Below are 21,111 nucleotides of genomic sequence, written 5' to 3'. Positions count from 1 at the left end.
CATCCATCTCAACACACCGCTCCCCGGGTCACCGCGTCGCCACTCAGCCATCCACCGCGCTGCCGCTCGAACCGTCGACGCCACGCCGTCGCTCAGACCGTCCGCGCGCGTCGCCACTCAGCCGTCCACCGTGGCGGCCAGTTCGCCGTCGGCCAGCCGTACCCGCAGGGGGTCGCCCTTGCCGACCTCCGCCGCCGCGCGGACCACGTGGCCGTCGGCGCGCTGCACGATCGCGTACCCCCGGTCGAGGGTGGCGGCGGGGGAGAGCGCGCGCAACCGCGCCACCGTGTGCCGCAGGTCGTCGTCGGCGGCGGAGAGTCGGTGTTCCAGGCAACGGCCGGCCCGCTGGCGCAACGCGGTCAGCTCGGTCGCCCGTTGGTCCACCATCACCTGCGGCCGGGCCAGCACCGGCCGGGACCGCAGCCCGTCGAGCCGGTGCGTCTCCCGGTCCACCAGGTTGCGGACCGCCCGTTCGAGGCGGTGCCGGGCCTGGCCGATGAGGCGTACCTCCTCGGTGAGGTCGGGGACGACCCGCTTGGCCGCGTCGGTCGGGGTGGAGGCGCGGACGTCGGCGACGTAGTCGATCAGCGGCGCGTCGGTCTCGTGGCCGATCGCGCTGACCACCGGCGTACGGCAGCCGAACACCGCACGGCAGAGCGCCTCGTCGGAGAAGGGCAGCAGATCCTCGATGCCGCCGCCGCCCCGGGCGATGATGATCACGTCGATGGTCGGGTCGGCGTCCAGCACCTTGAGCGCGTCCACGATCTGGGGCACCGCGGACGGGCCCTGCACCGCGACGTTGACAGTGCGGAACTCCACGGCGGGCCAACGCCGCCGGGCATTGGTCAGCACGTCGCGTTCGGCCGCCGACGCGCGACCGGTGATGAGCCCGATGCGGCCGGGCAGGAACGGCAGTCGGCGCTTGCGGGCCCTGTCGAAGAGCCCTTCGGCGGCGAGCAGCTTCTTGAGCTTCTCCAGCCGGGCCAGCAGCTCCCCGAGCCCCACCTGGCGGATCTCGTCGGCCCGCAGGCTCAGTGTGCCCCGGGCGGCGTAGAACTCCGGCTTGGCGTGCAGCACCACGCGGGCACCCTCGCGCAGCTCCGGGGCGCCAGCGTCCAGTACGTCCCGATTGGTGGTGACGGTCAGACTCAGATCCGCCGACGGGTCACGCAGGGTGAGGAAGACGGTGCTGGCTCCGGGGCGGCGACTGATCTGCGCCACCTGCCCGTCCACCCACACCCAGCCCAGCTTGGCGATCCACGCCCCCACCTTCTGGCTGACCACCCGTACCGGCCACGGCTCCTCGGCGCTGCTGGCCGCGCCGCCGCCCACCCGTCCACCCTCAGTCACCCGCCCACCCTACGGACCCTCCCGGTGATCAAGAGGTTGGCGTCAGTGCTGGGCGCGTTTCTGACGCCAACCTCTTGATCACCGGGTCCGGGTGGCGGCCCGCGGCCCGGTGGCGGGTGGTGGGACGGCACGTAGGATGGGTGGGTGACTGAGGCTGAGGCGACCCCCCGGACCGGCAAGCGCGTGCTCCTGGCGAAGCCCCGCGGTTACTGCGCCGGCGTCGACCGCGCGGTGCAGACCGTCGAGGAGGCGCTCAAGCTCTACGGTGCCCCGATCTACGTGCGCAAGCAGATCGTGCACAACAAGCACGTCGTGCAGACCCTGGAGGCCCAGGGCGCCATCTTCGTGGAGGAGAACGAGGAGGTGCCGGAGGGTTCCACAGTCATTTTCTCCGCGCACGGCGTCGCTCCCGAGGTCTACGAGCAGGCCAAGGCCCGTTCCCTGAAGGCGATCGACGCGACCTGCCCGCTGGTCACCAAGGTGCACCACGAGGCGAAGCGGTTCGCCGCCGAGGACTACGACATCCTGCTCATCGGTCACGAGGGGCACGAGGAGGTCATCGGCACCGCCGGTGAGGCCCCCGCCCACATCCAGCTGGTGGACGGTCCGGACGGCGCCGACAAGGTCACCGTCCGTGATCCGGAGAAGGTGGTCTGGCTCTCCCAGACCACGCTCTCGGTCGACGAGACGCTGGAGACGGTGGCCCGCCTCAAGCAGCGGCTGCCGCTGCTGCAGTCCCCGCCCAGCGACGACATCTGCTACGCCACCTCCAACCGGCAGCACGTGGTCAAGGAGATCGCCGCCGACTGCGACGTGGTGATCGTCGTCGGCTCGACCAACTCCTCCAACTCGGTTCGCCTGGTCGAGGTCGCCCTGGACGCGGGGGCCCGCGCCGGTCACCTGGTCGACTTCGCCCACGAGATCGACGACGCCTGGCTGGAGGGCGCCACCACGGTCGGGCTGACCTCGGGCGCGAGCGTCCCGGACGACCTGGTCCAGGAGGTGCTGGCCTACCTCGCCGCCCGGGGCTTCGGCGACGTCGAGGAGATCACCACCGCCAACGAGCGGCTCACGTTCTCGCTCCCGCAGGAGCTGAAGCGGGACATGAAGGCCGCCGCGGCCCGCGGCTGAAGGCCGGAACCGACCCGACCCGGCGTACGTCGAATCCGGCATGAGGACTCTTCGGCTCGCCGTCTCCGCGCTGGCCGTCTGCGTGGCGCTGAGCGCCTGCGGCAGCCAGGACGCCGGAGGCGGCACACCCACTCCGACCCCGACGGGAGCGCAGCCGGTGACCAACCCGCCCACGCCCGACCCGACCGCCTCGCCGTCGACAGTCGATCCCACCCCGCCCGCCGGCTCGACGACTCCGCGGGCCCCGAAGCCGGGCGGCCCCAGCACACCCCCGGGAGTCGGGGCGACCACCCTGAGCGGCACCGTGCAGGGCGGTGTGGAGCCCGGCTGCGTACTGCTCGACGGTTACCTACTGCTCGGCGGCCCCCGTGACGTGCTGACGCCCGGCGCGCGGGTGGAGGTCACCGGTCGGGTGGAGCCCGGCATGATGACCACCTGCCAGCAGGGCACCCCGTTCGTCGTGTCGGCCGCCCACCGGTCCTGACGCCGTCGGGGCCAGCCAGCTCAGCGCGGCCCGACCGGGCCCTCGGTGGCCGATCAGCTCAATGCGGCCCGGGCCCACGACGCCCGACCAGCTCAATGCGGCCCGGGCCCACGACGCCCGATCAGCTCGATGCGGCCCGGGCCCACGACGCCCGATCAGCTCAATGCGGCCCGGGCCCTCGACGCCCGATCGGTGACCCCTCGCTCGGACAGGCAGGAGCCCGCCCCCGGATCCGGGGGCGGGCTCCTGTCGGTGTTACGGAGTGATCAGTTCACGGCGCCGATGGAAACGGTGCCGCGGCCGACGACCGCGCCCTCGGTGGTGACGATCGCCAGCTCACCGGAGAGCTGCCGCCCGTCCGCCGGAACGGCCACCGCCGTCACCGTGCCGGTGATGGTGGTCGACTCGCCGTGCATCAGTGGCACCGCGGTCGCCGGGGCGGTGATCGTGCCCAGCGACGTGGACGCGAACGCGTCGTAGTAGTCGTACGCGGTGCTGGTGCCCGGCCCGTCGACCCCGTACGGCTCCACCACCACGCGGTAGGTGCCCGCGGGCGGGTTGGTCAGCGTGACCGCCTCCTCCGAGTCGCCGTCGGCGGCCCGGCCGACCTCGGCGTCCCCCCGGTAGACGAACAGGTCCAGGTCGGCGCCCGCGTTGGCGGGGTTGCCGATCCGGGCGGTGAACGTCGACGTGCCCGCCGGGATCTCGACGGTCCACTCCTGGTTGGGGCCGCCCTCGGTGATGGTCGGACGCTCGGTGCGCACACCGGTCAGCGCGCCGCTCCGGCCGCTGACCGAGACCGGGCCGAAGACGTTCGTCACGCCCCAGCTCACGGTGGTCGGCTCACCGGCCTCGACGCTGGGCAGCTCGACCAGCGCCGGCTCGACCGACAGGCCCTGCACCCGTACCTGGAGCTTGAACGGGTTGTTCAGCGCCGGCGAGGTCCGCCGCGACTCCACCTCGATCTCCCAGACCCCGGGCAGCGGGTTCTGGTAGTCCCGCTCCTGCGGCTTGCAGACGTTGACGTCGGAGAAGTTGGTGTAGCAGACGGTGCTGGTGGTGGCCTCCACCGGCACGCCCAGCGGGTTGATGGCGATGAACCGGGTCTGGGAACCGGTGGCGATCCCGGACAGGTTCACCTGGAGCGCCTTGGCGCCCTCCGGCACCGTCACGAAGTACGACGTGTAGCCGTTGCGGTCGACGGATCCCTCGTTGGTGTACGCGAAGGTCGGCTTCTTCACGTCGTTCGAGGCCACCACCACTGTGGAGACCTCGAAGTCGACCACGTTCGTGGCCGGGTCGTCGATCCGCATGATCGCGCCGTGGGCGCCCTCGGCGGTCGGCTTGGCGGTCACGTTGACGGTGACGGCCCTGTTGAGCGGCAGCGCGACAGTCTTCGGCGCCTTGAACGTGCCGTCGTCGCCCTGCAACGTGATGTCGTGCCGGATGGTGCCGGCCGGGCCGCTGGTACGGGTGATCGTGACCGGGTAGGTCTTGCCCTGCCCGACCTTGTGGCCGCCGTCGGAGGCGGCACAACGGTTGTAGACGCCGGTGCCCCGACCCGGGTTCGGCACGAACTTCACGCCGTTCCAGATGGTCAGCTGGTCGGCCAGCGGGCTGCAGACCGCCGCGTCGGAGACGTACGACCGGGTCTCGACGCCCTGGCGCAGGAGCTGCCAGGCGCCCGGCACGTTGACCATGCCGTAGCCCTGCGCGTACGTCGGCACGTCGGCGATCGGCTTGGCCGAGGTGAACAGGGCACGCCGCAGCGCGGCCGGGCTGACGCCCCGGTCGGTGGCCTTGGCGGCCGACAACAGCAGCGCGCCGGCGCCGGCGGTCTGCGGGGACGCCATCGAGGTGCCGTTCAGCATCGCGTAGCCCGGGGGCAGCGCGTAGCCGGCCTCGGCAACCGGGGCCCCGAGCTGCCAGGTCGGCGCGGTGGAGATGGCCGAGCCGGGAGCGGCGATGTTCGGCTTGAAGCCGCCGTCCTCGCGCGGGCCACGGGAGGAGAAGTTGAACAGCGCGTTCTTCTTCCGCACCACCGAGCCGTAGTTGGCCAGCCAGGTGTCCTTGCTGATGCTGGCGGCGACGCTGATCACGTTGCTGGCGACGGACGGGTCACCGACGGTGTTGAGACCCGGACCGGAGTTGCCGGCCGAGATCACCAGCTGCACGCCGTACGTCTCGATCAGTTCGTTGTAGAGGTTCGCCCGGGCGTTGTTGCCGTCGTTCAGGCCCGGGAGGCCGCCGATCGACATGTTGACGATGTCGACCCCACGGTTGGCCACCAGGTCGACCATGCCGGTGGTGAGGGCCGCCGCGGTGCAGCCGCCGCCCCACGAGCAGGCGCGGGCGGAGACCAGCTTGGCACCCGGTGCCGCGCCGTCGAAGACGTCGTTGCCGAGCATGTCGTTGGCGGCGGTGATGCCGGCGACGTGGGTGCCGTGGGTGCTCTCGACGATGCCGATGTTGACGTAGTCCCACAGGCCCGGAAGGCCGATCGGCGCGGTGTTCACGTTCTTGCGGAACTCGACGACGAAGGGCTGCCGCTCGGCGACCGCCGTAGCCGGGTTGTCGGTGCCGAAGTAGCCGACGTCGTACTTCTCCTTGTACGGCCGCATCATCGGGTCGTCGGTGAAGTTGCGGTTCTGGTTGGCGTCGACCCAGATGTTGTTGGTGGCCGGGTCGTAGAGCACACCCCAGGTGTCGGTGGTGTCGCCGTCGCGGTTGACGTCACCCCGGGCGTCGCTGGCGGCGGTGACCGACTCGCTGAACAGGTTGAACCGGTACGTGCCGGCAGGTGCCGTCCAGGTGCCGCCCGCGATGGTGAACGACGGGCCGGCGACCTCGGCCTGCATCCGCCGCCACGTCGGGTCCTCCAGCGGGTCGGTAGCGGTCACCCAGTCGACGATCTTGCGCTCGCCGGTGGTGGTCTGCTGCAACGCCGGATGGGCCAGGTCCACACCGGAGTCCATGATGCCGATCGTCACGCCCCGGCCGTCCCACTCCGGGTGGACGTCGGTGAACCTGACAGCGCCCGTCTCGTTGGTCGGCATGTACGGGTTGTCCGCCCGGGTGGCCTCACCCGGCGCCGCGACGGTGGCCTGCCGCGCGGCGGCGGCTCCGACGGAGGTCTTCTCCGCTGCCGGGTCGGGCAGCTGGATGACCTCGTCCAGGTCGACGGCCGACACACCGGGCAGCCGCGCCGCCGTGAGGGCCTTGTCGGTCGGGACCTTGGCCAGCACGAAGCCGACCTTGTCCTGCCGCTGGCTGACGGTGCCGCCGAGCTTGGTGAGGCTGTCGGCGACGTCCCCCGCCTCGCCCTTCTCGGTGGAGACGATCAGGGTGACGGTGGGGGCCTTCTTGGCTCTGGCCTCGCTGAGCAGTTTGGCGTCGTGAGCGCCCAGCGTCTCGGCGGCGGTGGCCGGGGAAGCGTCCGGTGTGGTGACGGGGGCGGCGGCCGCGGTGGCGGCACCACCCACGACGGTCACGGCGCCAGCCGCCAGGACCGACGCGAAGAGCGCGGCAGAGGTACGCCGACGCAGATCTCGGGGTTTGCTCACGTTCTCTTTCCTCCAGAGAACAGGGCCCTCAGGAACATGGGCGCGTGGGTGAGCAAAATCTTTCGGTGTATCAATGAGCACTGTCACTACTGGTCAGTCCCTTGTGACCACTTCGTGACATGCATGCATACGCACTGTCACATAGATGGTCGGCGTGTCGGGATTTCGTCGTCGGCCGGGTCGACCAGCTCGGGCGCCTGCGGCTGCCGGGGCGTCAACTCGACCTGCGCGGGCGTCGCCAACTCATCGTCCGAGACGCCCAACTCGGCGAGCTTGCGGGCGCTGACCAGCACCCGCGCCTCCAACGAACCCACCGCCCGGTTGTACGCGGTCACGGCACCGGCCAGCGACGAGCCGAGCTTGCCCACGTGGTCGCCCAGGGTGGAGAGTCGCCCGTACAGCTCACGGGCGAGAGTGTGCACCGCGACGGCGTTGCGGGCCAGCGCCTCCTGCCGCCACGAGTAGGCCACGGTGCGGAGCAGGGCGACGAGCGTGGCCGGCGTCGCCAGCACCACGTTGCGGGTGAAGGCGTGCTCCAACAGCGTCGGGTCACGCTGGAGCGCGACGTCGAGGAACGGGTCGGCGGGGACGAACAGCACCACGAACTCGGGTGCGCTGTCGAACGCCGACCAGTACGACTTCGCGGCCAGGGCGTCGACGTGCCCGCGCAGGTGCCGGGCGTGCGCGTCGAGGTGGGTGTCCCGGCCGCGCTCGTCGCGCGACTCCATGGCCGTCAGGTACGCGTCGAACGGCGCCTTGGCGTCCACCACGACGGATCGGCCGCCGTGCAGCCGGACCACCAGGTCCGGTCGGACGACCTGCTGGTCGGTGGCGGCGGTGACCTGCTCGGCGAAGTCGCAGTGCTCCAACATCCCGGCCGCCTCGACGATCCGGCGCAGCTGGTGCTCACCCCAGCGGCCCCGCACCTGCGGTGCCCGCAGCGCCGCCACCAACTGCTTGGTCTCGGTGCGCAACTCACCGGAGACGGTGCTCATCGAGCGGACCTGCTCGCGCAGCTCGGCGTACGCGTCGACCCGCTCGTGCTCCAGCTCCGCCACCCGCTGCTCGTAGCGGCGCAGGGTGTCGTGCAGTGGGGCGACAGCCCGGGCCACCGCCTCCTGGGACTGCGCGGTGGCCTCGTAGCTGAGCGCCCGCATGGACTGCTCCAGCCGGCCCTCGCCCTCGCGGGTGGCGGCCAGGGTGGCGTCGAGGCGGGCGATGTCGGCCGCCGACCGGGAACGCGCCGCGAGCCAGCCGACCGCCCCGCCGGCACCGAGGCACACCATCACCAGGAGCAGGGTGGAGACGTCCATCACCGGAGCTTGCCAGACGGATACGACGTGACACCCGGGGGTACGTTCGAGTGCATGGAAGCTGTCCTGTGCCTCGCGGTCATCGTCATCGGCGTGGTAGGTGCCGGCGTGCTGGCCAGCACGAGGGCCAACGCCCGTCGACGCACCGCGCTCGGAGACGCCCGCGCCGACGCGCAACGGTGGTACGAGCGCCTCGGCGGTCAGTTGATCAACCTGCACGGTGACGACCCGGCGGTACGCCAGGCGCTGGCCGACGCCGGTGAGCGGTACAACGCGGCCGGCTCGCAGTTGGAGCAGGCGCGTACGCCGCACCAGTTCGAGCTGGCTCGGGAGACCGCGCTGGAAGGGCTGGCCTACATCCGGGCGGCGCGTACCGCGTTGGGCATCGACCCGGGCCCCGAGGTGCCAGCGCTGGCCGCCGCCCGCGGGGTGGGCCAGCTGACCAAGGAACGCGAGGTCGACGTGCAGGGGCAGACCTTCCGGGCCGGCCCGCAACCCGGCCGGGAAACGCCGTACTACTACCCCGGTGGGCGCTATCAGGGCCGGCCGGTGCCGGCCGGGTGGTATTCGACGCCGTGGTGGAAGACGGCGCTCGGCGCCGGCGCGGGCGTGCTCGGCGGCATCCTGATCGCCGACGCGCTGTTCTCGCCGGCCTTCGCCGACCCCGGCTACGGCTACGACGCCGGCTACCAGGAGGGCTTCGGCGACGGCTTCGACCAGGGCGGTGACCAGGGCAGCGACTTCGGCGGCGGCGACCAGGGCGGTGACTTCGGCGGCGGCGACTACGCCGGCGGCGACTTCGGCGGCGGCGACTTCGGTGGTGACTTCGGTGGCGGCGACTTCTGACCCCGCCCACCCCGTCGATCATGGAGTTGTGGTGACCGATGCGCCCCTGTAGGCGGCTTATGCGGGGCACCACAACTCCATGATCGGCCGGCTCGGCCGGCTCGGCCGGCTCGGCCGGTTCAGCTGATCAGCCGGTGTTGCGCATTCCGGCGGCGATGCCGTTGACAGTGGTGAGCAGCGCCCGCTCCAGGGCCGTGCCGTCGCTCGGTGCGCGTCGACCGCCCGGCGCGGTGGCCACCGCCCGTCCGGCGGCACCGGACTCCCGGTACTGCCGCAGCAGCGCCACCTGGAGGTGGTGCAACGGCTCCAGGTAGGTGTCGCGGACGGCAAGGGTGCGCTGGAGGACCGGCGAGTTGTCCAGCAGGGCGGGTGAGGCGGTGACCGCCAGCAGCTCCCGCTTGGTCAGCTCGTACTCCTGCTCGATCTGCTCGAAGATCGGGTGCAGCTTTTTCGGCACCAGCGTCTCCACGTACCGGCGGGCGATGGTCAGGTCGGTCTTGGTCACCATCATCTCGACGTTCGACAGGAACGTACGGAAGAAGTGCCAGTTGCGGTGCATCTCCGCCAGCACGTCGGCTAGACCGGCCTCGCGCGCGGCGACCAGCCCGGAGCCGACACCGAACCAACCCGGCACGATCTGCCGGGTCTGCGTCCAGCCGAACACCCACGGGATCGCCCGCAGACCGGACAGGCCCGCGCCGGTGTTCGGGCGCTTCGCCGGCCGGGAGCCGATGTTCAACGCGCCGAGCAACTCGGTGGGGGTGGACGCCCAGAAGTACGCGGGCAGGTCCGGCTCCTCGACGAGGGAACGGTAGGAGCGGAACGCGGACTCGGAGACCACGTCCATCGTCGCGTCCCAGCGTTCCAACATCTCGGCGGGCTGCCGGGGCGCGGTGTGCAGCAGGGTCGCCTGGAGCACCGCGGCGAGGGTGAGCTCCAGGTTCTCCCGGGCCAGGGACGGCAGGGTGTACTTGTCGGAGATCACCTCACCCTGCTCGGTCACCTTGATCGCGCCGTCCAGCGTGCCGTACGGCTGGGCCAGGATCGCCTCGTGGGTCGGCCCGCCGCCGCGCCCGACAGTGCCGCCGCGGCCGTGGAACAGCCGCAGGTGCACCCCGTGCCGGGCGGCCACGTCGCGCAGCGCGCGCTGCGCCCGGTGGATCGACCACTGGCTGGTGGTGATCCCGGCCTCCTTGTTCGAGTCGGAGTAGCCCAGCATCACCTCCTGCACGTCGCCCCGGGCGCTCACCAGCGCCCGGTACGCGGGCAGCGACAACAGCTCGTCGAGGAGCTCACCGCCGGCGTTCAGCTCGGCCGGAGTCTCCAGCAGCGGCACGAACCCGACCCGGGCCCGCCCGCTGTGCACGTCCACCAGACCGGCCTCACGGGCCAGCACCACGGCGGCCAGGACGTCGTCGACACCCAGGGTCATCGAGATGATGTACGACTCGATCACCTCGGCGCCGAACCGGTCCTGTGCCTCCCGGATGGTCCCGAACACGTCGAACGTCTTGCGGGCCGGCTCGGTCAGCGACGTGTCGACGGTGGACAGCGGCCGTCGGCCGGTCAGCTCGTCGGCGAGCAGTTTGGTGCGCTCCAGCCGGGTCAGCGCCGGGTAGTCGGAGACCTCGCCGACCGCCTCGTAGAGCTGGGCGAGCACCGCGTGGTGGGCCTCGGCGTGCTCCCGGACGTCCATGGTGGCCAGGTGCAGACCGAACGCGGAGACCGTACGGATGGTGGAGGCCAGCCGGCCGACGGCGGTGAGCTGCCCCGAGTTGCGGGCCAGCGAGGCGCGCAGCAGGTCGAGGTCGGCGATCAGCTCGGCGGAGCCGCGGTAGTCCCGGCCGGGCACGTGCGCGGTGCCCTGGCGCAGCCGTTGCCGGGTGTTGGCGAGCTTCGCCTTCACGCAGCGTGCCTTGAGCCGGTACGGCTCCTCCGCGTTGACCCGACGGAACCGCGTCGCCACCTCGGGCAGCGCGTCCAGGTCGGCGGCGAGGCTGGCGGACAGGTCGAGGGACACCCCGCGCAGTCGGCGGGAGACCGAGACCTCGTTGATGAGGTGGTCCATCGCCTTCTCGGTCGCGGCGATGCCGTGCTCGTGCTGGATGGTCAGCACCTCGCGGGTGACCGCCGGGGTGACGAACGGGTTGCCGTCGCGGTCGCCGCCGATCCAGGTGCCGAAGCTCAGCGGCCGGGCCGTCGGCGAGGTCTCCACGCCGAGGGTACGCAGCGTGTCGGCCAGGTCGTCGAGCACCTGGGGGGCGGCCTCGGCGTACAGGTCGCGCAGGTAGTAGATGGCGTTGCGGGCCTCGTCGGTCGGGTCCGGCCGGTCGAGGCGCAGCTCGTCGGTCTGCCACATCAGGTCCAGCAACTCGGCCAGCCGGCGGTTGGCGGGGCCCTCGTCGCTGGCGCCGTAGAGGATCGCGTTGGCCGTCTCGGTGTCCAGCTCGTCGGCGATCGCCCGCAGCTTGGACAGGATCGAGCGGCGGGCCGCCTCGGTCGGGTGGGCGGTGAACACCGGACGGACCGCCAACCGGCGTGCCGCGTTGGCGATCTCGTCCGCCGGGACCCCACGCTCGGCGATCATCTTGGCGGCCTGGTCCAACCACCCGCCCTGCACCGCGCGGCGTCGGCGCAGATCCCGCGCACGGTGCACCTGCTCGGTGATGTTGGCCAGGTGGAAGTAGGTGGAGAAGGCTCGCGCCAGCTTGGTGCCGGTGGTCACGTCGAGCCCGCCGAGGCGCTGTGCGGCCGCCGGGGCGTCGCTGCGGACCTGGGCGCGGATCTCCTCGACGAGGTCGAGCAGCGGACGACCCTCCTGGCGGGCCAGCGTCTGCCCGAGCAGGGTGCCGAGTCGGCGGATGTCGGCCCGCAGCGCGGCGTCCGGGCCGTCGTGGTCGTGCTGATCGGTCACGATGCGCTCCCTTACGTGGTGACGAAGGACAGCGCTGTCCGACTTACTGGATGGTATCCGCGCGCACGGGATGTGCGGAGGGCCCCCGGGTGATCCACTGGCTCCGGGTCGGCGTTTGCGGCGTGATCTCAGCCACCGTGGCCGCTCACGGTGGGGTGGGGGCGTGCCGTTCCGGGGTGGCAGCGGCGGTTCGGTCGGTCACCGAGGGGTCGGGGCGTGCCGTCCGGGGGTGGCCGCGATGCTCCGGCGACCGCGGACGAGGCTCGCGCTGACCAACCCGACGATGCCGGCCACCGCCCAGAGCGCGAGGGCGATCGCCGGCCAGCCGGCGGATCGCCAGTCGAAGTAGACCGCCGCCTTGGTGAGGTCGTTGGCGAGCCCGGGGATGTTCCACCGGTGCATGCCGCGCAGCACCCCGGGCAGGAACTCCGGTGCGTAGATGCCGCCGGAGCCGGGGTTGCCGAGTACCACCAGCAGCAGGATGACGAGTGCGGTGCCCGCGACACCGAGCCACCCCTGGATGGCGCTGGCGAACATCGCGGCGGCGAAGACGGCCAGTGTGCCGATCGCGGCGATCGTCGGCACGTCGTGCTGCCAGATGTCCAGGACCGGCCCGACCACGACGGCACCCGCGATGCCCAGCAGCACGCTGTAGACCGCCAGCGCGGCGGTGCGGAGTCCAGCCCGCCGCGCCGACCGTGGGGTCGTGCCGGCGGAGATCCCCAGCACTGTCGAGGCGAGGTAACCGCCGAGCACGTACCCGACGTTGAGGTAGAACGGCACCACGCCGCGCGGGTCGTCCGGGGTGACCGGCACCCGGTCGACGATCTGCAACGGGGTGCCGGAGCGGGTGGCGGCGGTGCTGAGGACCTCCTTGATCGCACTGGTGGCGGAGGGTCCGGAGGCGCTCGCCACAGTCAGGAGCAGGCCGTTGTCCGGGCCGGTGCTGAGCACCGCGTACACGGCACGGCTGAGCAGGCCGTGCTCGGCGGCGGCCGTGTCGTCGTACTCGATGGGTTTGAGGATGCTGGTCTGGTCGCGGACGGCGTCGAGGGTGGCCCGCGCGCGGTGGTCGCTGGTGACGACGCCGGTCGGCAGGTCGCGCGGTGTGGGCTGGTGCAGTGCTCCGACGTAGGCCGCGATGAACGCGGTGGCCAGCGCGAGCGTGCCGATGAGCAGGCCGATGCTGCGCGGCGACCAGTCACGGTCGCGGCTTTGCGGTGCTTCATCCACGTTGGAAGCCTAATGTCCGTTCCCCGAGCGGCAGGACGGAAACCGGTTGGCCGGGTCGTTAGCCTTCGATCATGGGGGCGCCGATCTATCCACCCAAACCGCAGCCGGGCGACCGGGTCGCGGTCGTCTCACCCTCCGCCGGTCTGCCGGGTCTCTTCCCCCACGTGTACGAGTTGGGGCTGCGCCGGCTGCGCGAGGAGCTCGGCCTGGAGCCGGTGGAGTACCCGACCACCCGGATCATGGGTGCGGACCCGCGCGACCGGGCCCGCGACCTGACCGCCGCGTTCGCCGACCCGAGCATCACCGCGGTGCTCGCCACGGTCGGCGGCGACGACCTGATCACGGTCACCCCGCACCTCGACGACGACGTGCTGCGGGCCAACCCCAAGCCCTACTTCGGGTACTCGGACAACACGAACGTGCTCAACCACCTGTACCGGCTGGGCGTCGTCGCGTACCACGGTGGGTCGGTGCTCGTGCACCTCGGCCGGCCGGGCGCGCCGCACCCGCTGACAGTCGACTCGCTGCGCGCCGCGCTGTTCACCACCGACTGGTACGAGCTGACGCCCGCGCCCACCTGGGGTGACCGGCCCAACCCGTGGACCGAGCCGGAGACGCTGGCGTACGAGCCGGAGATGCTGCCCGGCGAGGGCTGGCGCTGGCACGGCCCCCAGCGGATGGTGCGGGGGCACACCTGGGGCGGCAACCTGGAGATCCTGCACTGGCTGATGGCCGTCGACCGGGTACCGACCGCCGACGAACTGGCCGGGTCCGTGCTGCTCTTCGAGACCTCCCAGGAGATGCCGAGCGCCCGGGAGGTGTTCCGGATCGTGCGGAACATGGGGGAGCGGGGCCTGCTTGCCGCCCTCGGAGCCGTCATCGTCGGGCGCCCGAAGGCGTGGGACTTCGACAAGCCGCTGTCGGTGCCGGAACGGCAGGCGTGGGGCGAGGCCCAGCGGGAAGCGGTCCTGCGGGCGCTCGCGCCGTACCACCCGGACGCGGTGGTGGTCTTCGACGTCGACCTCGGCCACACCGACCCGCAGGTGATCATCCCGTACGGCGGGGAGATCCAGGTGGACGCCGTCGCGCGCCGAATCTCGGTGCGCTACTGACACGGGTGGGCGGTGGCACGCGCGGGCCCCGGGCGTGTCGCGTCAGGGGTTGACGACGGCGAAGGCGCGGACCGGGAAGGTGCCCATGCCGGCCACCATCGGTGGGGTCGCGGTGAACCGGAAGCCGGTCGGCGGCAGCGCGTCCAGGCCGGTCAGGTGTTCCACGATCGGGACGTCCGCGGCGAGCAGAGTGCTGTGCGCGGGACGCAGACCTCCGGCCGCCGGGCTCATGTCGTCGATGTTGATCGAGTCGATGCCGACCAGTGCCGCGCCCGCGTCGACCAACGCCTGAGCGGCGTCCCCGGTCAGGTACGGCGCCTCCGGCGCGCCGTACCGCTCCGTGCCGAAGTGCACATCCCACCCGGTGTGCAGCAGCACCGCCCGACCACTCACCTCGTACGGGGCGAGCATCAGCCGATCCACGGCGCGGGTGCCGGCCGGCACCCGGACCACCACCCCGGGCAGGTCGGCGAGACGGTCCAGCGGCACCCCGGTCAGGTCGTCGCGGCCGGCCCAGCGGTGGGCGGGAGTGTCCACGTACGTGCCGGTGTTGGCGATCAGGTCGATCCGGGCCACGTGGAACTCGGTGCCGGCCGCATAGCGCTCCCGGGACGCCGCGAAGGTCAGCCAGTCGGTGATCCGGGGCCCCGGCCAGCCGGGCAGGGTGATCATCCCGTCGCTGATCACGTGGCTCAACTCGACCAGCCTGCGGCCGGGTGCGGGCTGACCGACGGCCACGCCCCGACCGCCCTTGTGTGCTTCCTCGATGATCGACTTCGCGCTGATCCGCACCTCGGCGACCATCAGCAACCCGAGGTGACGGACGAACAACGCCGCCAGGTCCTCATCGCCGATGTCCCGACCCGGAATGTCCAGCCGAAACCCCTCGGTACGCAGCCCGCCGCCGTTGGCGAAGCTCACCTCCGCGTCGAACTGCGCCCGCCACTGCTCACCCATCCACAAACCCGACCACGTCAGCGGGCGATCGGTCAAGATCCGCAGGACGCCCACGGCAGGCCGGGGCGTCGGCTCCCCGCGCGGATCTTGGGGCGAGCAAGGTGTGCGGGTCGGCGACGTCTGTGCCGGAGGGCCCTCCACTCTTCAAGATCGCGCAATATCAAGGATGTAGTGGTGTCGGCGCATCGGTGAGGCCCCTACTTCTTGTTCGAGCGTGACCTTGGCGGCGGTGGGTCGCCCCGAACCTCGCCCGGGTCCTTGGGGAGGTCAAGATCCGCGCAATATCGGGGATGTTGGTGTGTCCCGCGCGTCGGATGCAGCACTATCGCCGATGTTGTGAGGATCTTGGCGCGGGGCGCGGGGCGCGGGGCGCGGGGCGCGGGGCGCGGGGCGCGGGGCGCGGGGCGCGGGGCGCGGGGCGCGGGGCGCGGGGCGCGGGGACCTCGGCGGAAGCGGGTGTCTGTCGGTCGACGGAGATAGGCTGGTTGTCGTGCACCCCCCGTCCGGCTGGACGCGGGGCCGCCGTCGTGTGCGTCGACTCCCCTGGAAGGATTCCCTTGCTCACCGGTCTGTTCACCGCCGCCCTGGCCGACCCCGGGCTGGCCCGGGCGCGTGACCTGGCGCGCTCCGGTGCCGCCCAGGTCGACGGCCTCGACATCACCGCTCCGGCGGCGCTGCGCCCGTTCGCCGTCGCGGCGGTCGCCGCTGACAACCAGGGGGCCGGGCGGCCCGTGCTGGCGGTGACCGCCACCACCCGGGAGGCCGACGACCTGGTCGCCGCCCTGGGTGCGTTGCTGCCCGCCGAGCAGGTGGTCGTCTTCCCCTCCTGGGAGACGCTGCCGCACGAGCGGCTGTCCCCACGCTCGGACACTGTGGGTCGACGACTGGCCGTGCTGCGCCGGCTGGCGCACCCGGAGGCCACCGACGCGCACGGTGCCACGGGCCCGCTGCGAGTGGTCGTGGCCCCGGTCCGTTCGCTGCTCCAGCCGCAGCTCAAGGGGCTCGGCGACCTGGAGCCGGTGCAGCTCGCCGCCGGCGAGGAGGCGGACCTCGAAGCGGTCGCCCGCCGACTGATCGACATGGCGTACGCGCGGGTCGACCTGGTCACCAAGCGTGGCGAGTTCGCCGTGCGCGGCGGGATCCTGGACGTCTTCCCGCCCACCGACGAGCACCCGTCCCGGGTCGAGTTCTGGGGCGACGAGGTGGAGGAGATCCGCACCTTCGCGGTGGCCGACCAGCGGACCATCGAGCAGGTTCCGCTGCTCTGGGCACCGCCCTGCCGGGAGCTGCTGCTGACCCCGGCGGTCCGGGAGCGGGCCGCCGCGCTCGCCGAGCAGCACCCCGAGCTGGCCGAGATCCTCGACAAGCTGGCCGAGGGCATTCCGGTGGAGGGCATGGAGTCGCTGGCTCCGGTGCTGGTCGGCCCCGACTCGCTGGAGTTGCTGCTGGACGCCATGCCGTCCGGCACCCACGTGCTGCTGTGCGACCCCGAGCGGATCCGCACGAGGGCGCACGACCTGGTGCGTACCTCGGAGGAGTTTCTCCAGGCCAGCTGGGCCGCCGCCGCGGTCGGCGGCCAGGCCCCGGTGGACGTCGGCGCCGCCGCCTTCCGCACCCTCGGCGAGGTGCGTGCGGCCGCCGGCAAGCTCGGCCAGCCGTGGTGGACGCTGTCACCGTTCGGCCTGGTCGAGGCCGAGGCAACGGAGACTCGGCAACCCTGGGAGGACGCGCCCGAGGAGGCCGCCGTCACCCCGGACGACGCCATCGCGGTGACCCTCGGCGCACAGCCGGCCCCGCTGTACCACGGCGAGACCAGCAGGGTGGTCGACGATCTGAAGCGCTGGGCCGGTGACGGCTGGTCGATCGCGCTGGTCTTCGAGGGGCACGGCCCCGCACAGCGCGCGGTGGAGGTGCTGCGCGACGCCGGGCTGGGCGCCCGGTTGACCGAGGAGGTGCCGACGGCGCCGGTCCCCGGCGAGCTGGTGGTCAGCTGCGGCGCGTTGGGCAGCGGTTTCGTCGACGAGGCATCCCGTTTCGTGCTGTTGACCGGCAACGACGTGACAGGTGGCCGGGGCACGTCGACCCGGGACATGCGCAAGATGCCCAGCCGGCGGCGCAACACCATCGACCCACTGGAGCTGAAGGCCGGCGACCACGTGGTGCACGAGCAGCACGGCATCGGCCGTTACGTCGAGCTGGTGCAGCGCACCGTCAACGGCGCCAGCCGCGAATACCTGGTGATCGAGTACGCGGCCAGCAAGCGCGGGCAGCCCGGCGACCGCCTGTTCGTGCCGACCGACCAGCTCGACCAGCTCTCCCGTTACGTGGGCGGGGAGCAGCCGACGCTGCACAAGATGGGCGGCTCGGACTGGCAGAAGTCCAAGGCTCGGGCCCGCAAGGCGGTCCGTGAGATCGCCGCCCAGCTGATCCAGCTCTACGCGGCGCGTAAGGCGTCCAAGGGCCACTCGTTCGGTCCGGACACCCCGTGGCAGCGCGAGTTGGAGGACGCCTTCCCCTGGCAGGAGACGCCGGATCAGCTCGCCGCGATCGACGAGGTCAAGCGGGACATGGAGCAGACCGTCCCGATGGACCGGCTGATCTGCGGTGACGTCGGCTACGGCAAGACCGAGATCGCGGTGCGGGCGGCGTTCAAGGCGGTGCAGGACGGCAAGCAGGTGGCGGTGCTCGTGCCCACGACCCTGCTGGTGCAGCAGCACTACAACACGTTCGCCGAGCGGATGAGCCAGTTCCCGGTCCAGATCCGGCAGCTCTCCCGGTTCCAGACGGCCAAGGAGACCGAGCGGACGCTGGAGATGGTCGCCGACGGCACCGTCGACATCGTCATCGGCACGCACCGGCTGTTGCAGACCGCCACCCGGTTCAAACAGCTGGGGCTGGTGATCGTCGACGAGGAGCAGCGGTTCGGCGTCGAGCACAAGGAGCACCTGAAGACGCTGCGCGCCTCGGTGGACGTGCTGAGCATGTCGGCCACCCCGATCCCGCGCACCCTGGAGATGGCCATCACCGGCATCCGGGAGATGTCCACGATCGCCACCCCGCCGGAGGAGCGGCACCCGGTGCTCACCTTCGTCGGCGCGCAGGACGACCGGCAGGTGGCGGCGTCCATCCACCGCGAGTTGCTGCGCGACGGGCAGGTCTTCTACCTGCACAACCGGGTCGAGTCGATCGACCGGGCGGCGCGGCGGCTGCGCGAGCTGGTGCCCGAGGCGCGGGTCGCCGTCGCCCACGGGCAGATGAGCGAGGAAGCCCTGGAGAAGGTGATGGTCGGCTTCTGGGAGAAGGAGTTCGACGTCCTGGTCTGCACCACGATCGTGGAGTCGGGCATCGACATTCCGAACGCCAACACCCTGATCGTGGAGCGGGCCGACCTGCTCGGCCTGGCCCAGCTGCACCAGATCCGGGGTCGGGTCGGCCGGGGCCGGGAGCGGGCGTACGCCTACTTCCTGTACCCGCCGGAGAAGCCACTCACCGAGCACGCCCACGAGCGGCTGGCGACGATCGCGCAGCACACCGAGCTGGGCGCCGGCATGTACGTGGCCATGAAGGACCTGGAGATCCGGGGTGCCGGCAACCTGCTCGGCGGTGAGCAGTCCGGGCACATCGAGGGTGTCGGCTTCGACCTGTACGTGCGGATGGTCGGCGAGGCGGTCTCCGCGTTCAAGGGTGAGCGGCCGGAGGAGGAGGTCGATGTCAAGATCGATCTGCCGGTCGACGCGCACCTGCCGCACGACTACGTGAGCGTGGAGCGGCTGCGCCTGGAGATGTACCGCAAGCTCGCCGAGGCGCGCGACGAGGAGCGGCTGGGCGAGGTGATCGCCGAGATGACCGACCGGTACGGCGAGCCGCCGGCCCCGGTGCAGAACCTGGTGGAGGTGGCCCGGTTCCGTCTGCTGGCCCGCCGCTACGGCCTGACCGACGTGTCGATGCAGGGCAAGCACGTCCGGTTCGGTCCGCTGCCGCTGCCGGATTCGAAGCAGTTGCGGCTCAAGCGCTACCACCCGGATGCCGTCTACAAGCAGGCCACCGACCAGGTCAGCGTGCCCCGACCGACCACCCGCCGGATCGGCGGGGAGCCGTTGCGCGACCAGGCGCTGTTGCAGTGGTGCGCGCAGTTGCTCTCCGATGTGCTCGGTGCCCCCGCAGTGGCGGCGGCAGGCGCGTCGGCCTGAGCCGGTCACCGGCGACAGCCGGCCGGCCACGACGCCTCACCGGGCGCGGCGGTGCCCGCCGAGCCCGGTGAGGCACCGGCCGGCGCCCCGGGAAGTGGCGGCAGGCGCGTCGGCCCGAGCCGCTCGTGCGGTGGGGGGCGTCACAGCGGCGCGCTCAGCCGTGAGAGAGTGACCGTCATGCGTGCTCGCCGTCTTGTCGCCGTCGCCAGCGTGGCGGTCGGTCTCATCGCCCTCTCCGGATGTCGTGCCGAGCCCGGCATCGCCGCCTACATCGGTGACCACCGCATCACCGACGAGCGGGTTGCCGCCGTGCTGAAGGACCTGCGCGACAAGAATCCGGAGTCGCCCGCCGCCGGCCAGCCCGGCCAGCCGGCGCCGAAGCCGACCGGCCCGGCCGACGTGGCCAGCGTGCTGGTGCTGAGCGAGGTCTGCAAGCAGGTCTCCGCCGAGAAGAACTACCAGCCGCGTGGCCAGGTGGCTGCCGACCAGGTAGCCCAGGCGCTCCAGTTGACGGCTGACACGGAGTACGTGCAGCAGGTGTCCGCCCTCTACACCTGCCTGTCCGGGGTGCCGTCCGAGTCGGTCGCGCCGACCGAGCAGGAGATGAAGACCCTGATCGCGGTCGGCCGCGAGGCGGGTCAGATCCCCGCCGCGACGAGCGACCAGGAGGCCGCCAGCCAGCTCGACGGCGACCAGTTGCGTGGCGCTCTGGCCACCCGACGGTCGCTGGTCGAGGCGGTCGAGCGCTACGACGTGACGGTCAGCCCCCGGTACCGCCCGCTGGAGTTCCCGGTGCTCAGCTTCCCCGGTGACATCCCGGCGGTGAGCGTGCCGCTGGGCGAGCCGGGCTCTGACATGGTCACCGACGTGTCCACCCCGGAGTCGGTCGAGTCGCCGGCCACCCCCGACGCCGAGGGCACGGCCAGCTGACCATGACGGCACGGATCGTCCTGCTGGTCACGTCGCCCCGGCTACCGGCCGGTCTGCTGACGGCGGCGGCCTGGGACGTCGTACGCCGGCACCCGGTGTTGACCGGCGCGGAGAGCGAGTTGGTCACGGCGGTGCGCCAGGCGGGCGCCGAGGTCGCCGTGGTGGACGGTCCGGCGACGCAACGGCTGCTGGACACGGTGGCGGAGCACGGCACGGCGGTGTGGTTGGCCGGCCCGGCCGGCGACGAGGCTCTTGCCCGGGAGTTGGGCCTGCGGTTGGCCCGGGAGCCGGGGTTGGCCGAGATGGAGCTGATGTACGGCTCGTGGGACCCACCGGGCGCGCGTCTGCTCGACGCGGTGGCCGTGTTGGACCGGTTGGCCTCGCCGGGTGGTGACCCGTGGAAGCGTGCGCAGACGCACCGCAGCCTCGCCGGTTATCTGCTGGAGGAGAGCTACGAGGCGTACGACGCGATCGACGCCGACGACACCGACGCGCTGCGGGAGGAGTTGGGCGACGTCCTCCTGCAGGTGGTGTTGCACGCGCGGCTCGCCGAGGAGTTGCCCGAGGGTGAGCGGTGGAGCATCGACGACGTGGCCGGTGGCCTGGTCGACAAGATGATCCGGCGCAATCCGCACGTCTTCGCCGGTGCCGAGGCGGGCACCCTGGAGGAGATCACCGAGAACTGGGAGCGGATCAAGCGCGCGGAGAAGGCCCGGACGTCGGTGCTGGACGGCGTCGCGTTGAGCCAGCCGGCCCTGGCCCTGGCCACGCAGATCCTGGAGCGTGCCGCGCGGGCGGGCATGAGTGTTCCGCCGCCCCTGGCGGACACCCAGGTGGACGCCGAAGCACGGCTGGGTGCGAGCCTCCTGGCAACGGTGGCAGCTGCCCGCGAGGCGGGCATCAACCCGGAGGCGGCCCTCCGGCGCACGACCCTCGCCTACGCCGAAGCCCTCCGCGCCGTCGAACCCCCACCCGCAGACCCGCGTTGATCATGACGTTGTCGCCACGGCACGCCGAGGCGGACGGCGACAACGTCATGATCGACGGGGTGGATCGACCCGGGCGGGCGGTGCGTCGGAACCGGCGGC

13 protein-coding genes are annotated in these 21,111 nt (G+C 72.0%); 7 read left to right on the top strand and 6 right to left on the bottom strand.

The genetic code is table 11. The features are described from left to right. Positions 1–117 precede the first annotated feature (117 nt). Complete coding sequence (xseA, locus tag GA0070612_RS01860; RefSeq protein WP_408630527.1) at positions 118–1,350, bottom strand: exodeoxyribonuclease VII large subunit; 1,233 nt, start codon at positions 1,348–1,350, stop codon at positions 118–120. Between the two features lie 144 nt (positions 1,351–1,494). Here xseA and GA0070612_RS01855 point away from each other — a divergent pair, with 144 nt between their 5' ends. Continuing rightward, positions 1,495–2,481 (top strand): 4-hydroxy-3-methylbut-2-enyl diphosphate reductase, encoded by a 987-nt coding sequence (locus tag GA0070612_RS01855; RefSeq protein ID WP_088986328.1) that lies wholly within the window; start codon positions 1,495–1,497, stop codon positions 2,479–2,481. Between the two features lie 40 nt (positions 2,482–2,521). Further along, the gene (locus GA0070612_RS01850) at positions 2,522–2,965 is read left to right on the top strand and encodes a hypothetical protein (RefSeq protein WP_088986327.1); all 444 of its coding nucleotides are present in this window, start codon (positions 2,522–2,524) and stop codon (positions 2,963–2,965) included. Between the two features lie 266 nt (positions 2,966–3,231). Here the strand turns inward: GA0070612_RS01850 and GA0070612_RS01845 are convergent, their stop codons facing one another. Both GA0070612_RS01845 and GA0070612_RS01840 read right to left on the bottom strand, forming a co-directional pair. After that, entirely contained in the window at positions 3,232–6,528 is a 3,297-nt protein-coding gene (locus GA0070612_RS01845) for a S8 family serine peptidase (protein ID WP_088986326.1), read from the bottom strand. A 137-nt stretch (positions 6,529–6,665) separates the two neighbouring features. Next, positions 6,666–7,841, bottom strand: coding sequence for a DNA recombination protein RmuC (locus tag GA0070612_RS01840; protein WP_088986325.1), 1,176 nt, complete (start codon positions 7,839–7,841; stop codon positions 6,666–6,668). Positions 7,842–7,895: 54 nt separating this feature from the next. Between GA0070612_RS01840 and GA0070612_RS01835 the strand changes: the two genes are divergently transcribed. After that, on the top strand, positions 7,896–8,687 hold the full coding sequence (locus GA0070612_RS01835) for a hypothetical protein (RefSeq protein WP_088986324.1): 792 nt from the start codon (positions 7,896–7,898) through the stop codon (positions 8,685–8,687). Between the two features lie 127 nt (positions 8,688–8,814). On the opposite strand, the gene ppc is transcribed toward GA0070612_RS01835, so the two are convergent. Together ppc and GA0070612_RS01825 are read right to left on the bottom strand one after the other, a co-directional pair. Beyond that, positions 8,815–11,601 carry a phosphoenolpyruvate carboxylase gene (gene ppc / locus GA0070612_RS01830; protein ID WP_088986323.1) on the bottom strand — a complete coding sequence of 929 codons (2,787 nt, stop codon included), beginning with the start codon at positions 11,599–11,601 and terminating at the stop codon, positions 8,815–8,817. A gap of 198 nt (positions 11,602–11,799) precedes the next feature. Further along, complete coding sequence (locus GA0070612_RS01825) at positions 11,800–12,834, bottom strand: hypothetical protein (RefSeq protein WP_088986322.1); 1,035 nt, start codon at positions 12,832–12,834, stop codon at positions 11,800–11,802. A gap of 71 nt (positions 12,835–12,905) precedes the next feature. On the opposite strand from GA0070612_RS01825, the gene GA0070612_RS01820 reads away from it, so the two are divergent. Then, complete coding sequence (locus GA0070612_RS01820) at positions 12,906–13,946, top strand: S66 family peptidase (RefSeq protein ID WP_088986321.1); 1,041 nt, start codon at positions 12,906–12,908, stop codon at positions 13,944–13,946. Positions 13,947–13,988: 42 nt separating this feature from the next. On the opposite strand, the gene GA0070612_RS01815 is transcribed toward GA0070612_RS01820, so the two are convergent. Then, positions 13,989–14,903 (bottom strand): cyclase family protein, encoded by a 915-nt coding sequence (locus GA0070612_RS01815; RefSeq protein ID WP_088991210.1) that lies wholly within the window; start codon positions 14,901–14,903, stop codon positions 13,989–13,991. Between the two features lie 557 nt (positions 14,904–15,460). Between GA0070612_RS01815 and mfd the strand changes: the two genes are divergently transcribed. From mfd to GA0070612_RS01800, 3 genes are all read left to right on the top strand, one after another. After that, entirely contained in the window at positions 15,461–19,093 is a 3,633-nt protein-coding gene (gene mfd / locus GA0070612_RS01810; protein WP_088986320.1) for a transcription-repair coupling factor, read from the top strand. Between the two features lie 177 nt (positions 19,094–19,270). Next, complete coding sequence (locus GA0070612_RS01805; RefSeq protein ID WP_088991209.1) at positions 19,271–20,023, top strand: hypothetical protein; 753 nt, start codon at positions 19,271–19,273, stop codon at positions 20,021–20,023. Between the two features lie 2 nt (positions 20,024–20,025). Next, positions 20,026–21,012 carry a nucleoside triphosphate pyrophosphohydrolase gene (locus GA0070612_RS01800; protein WP_088986319.1) on the top strand — a complete coding sequence of 329 codons (987 nt, stop codon included), beginning with the start codon at positions 20,026–20,028 and terminating at the stop codon, positions 21,010–21,012. Positions 21,013–21,111: the final 99 nt, after the last annotated feature.

Source organism: Micromonospora chokoriensis (genome assembly GCF_900091505.1).
Taxonomy (GTDB): domain Bacteria; phylum Actinomycetota; class Actinomycetes; order Mycobacteriales; family Micromonosporaceae; genus Micromonospora; species Micromonospora chokoriensis.
Note: the sequence above shows the minus strand (reverse complement) of the source record. Positions and strands in the feature narration are given on the sequence as shown.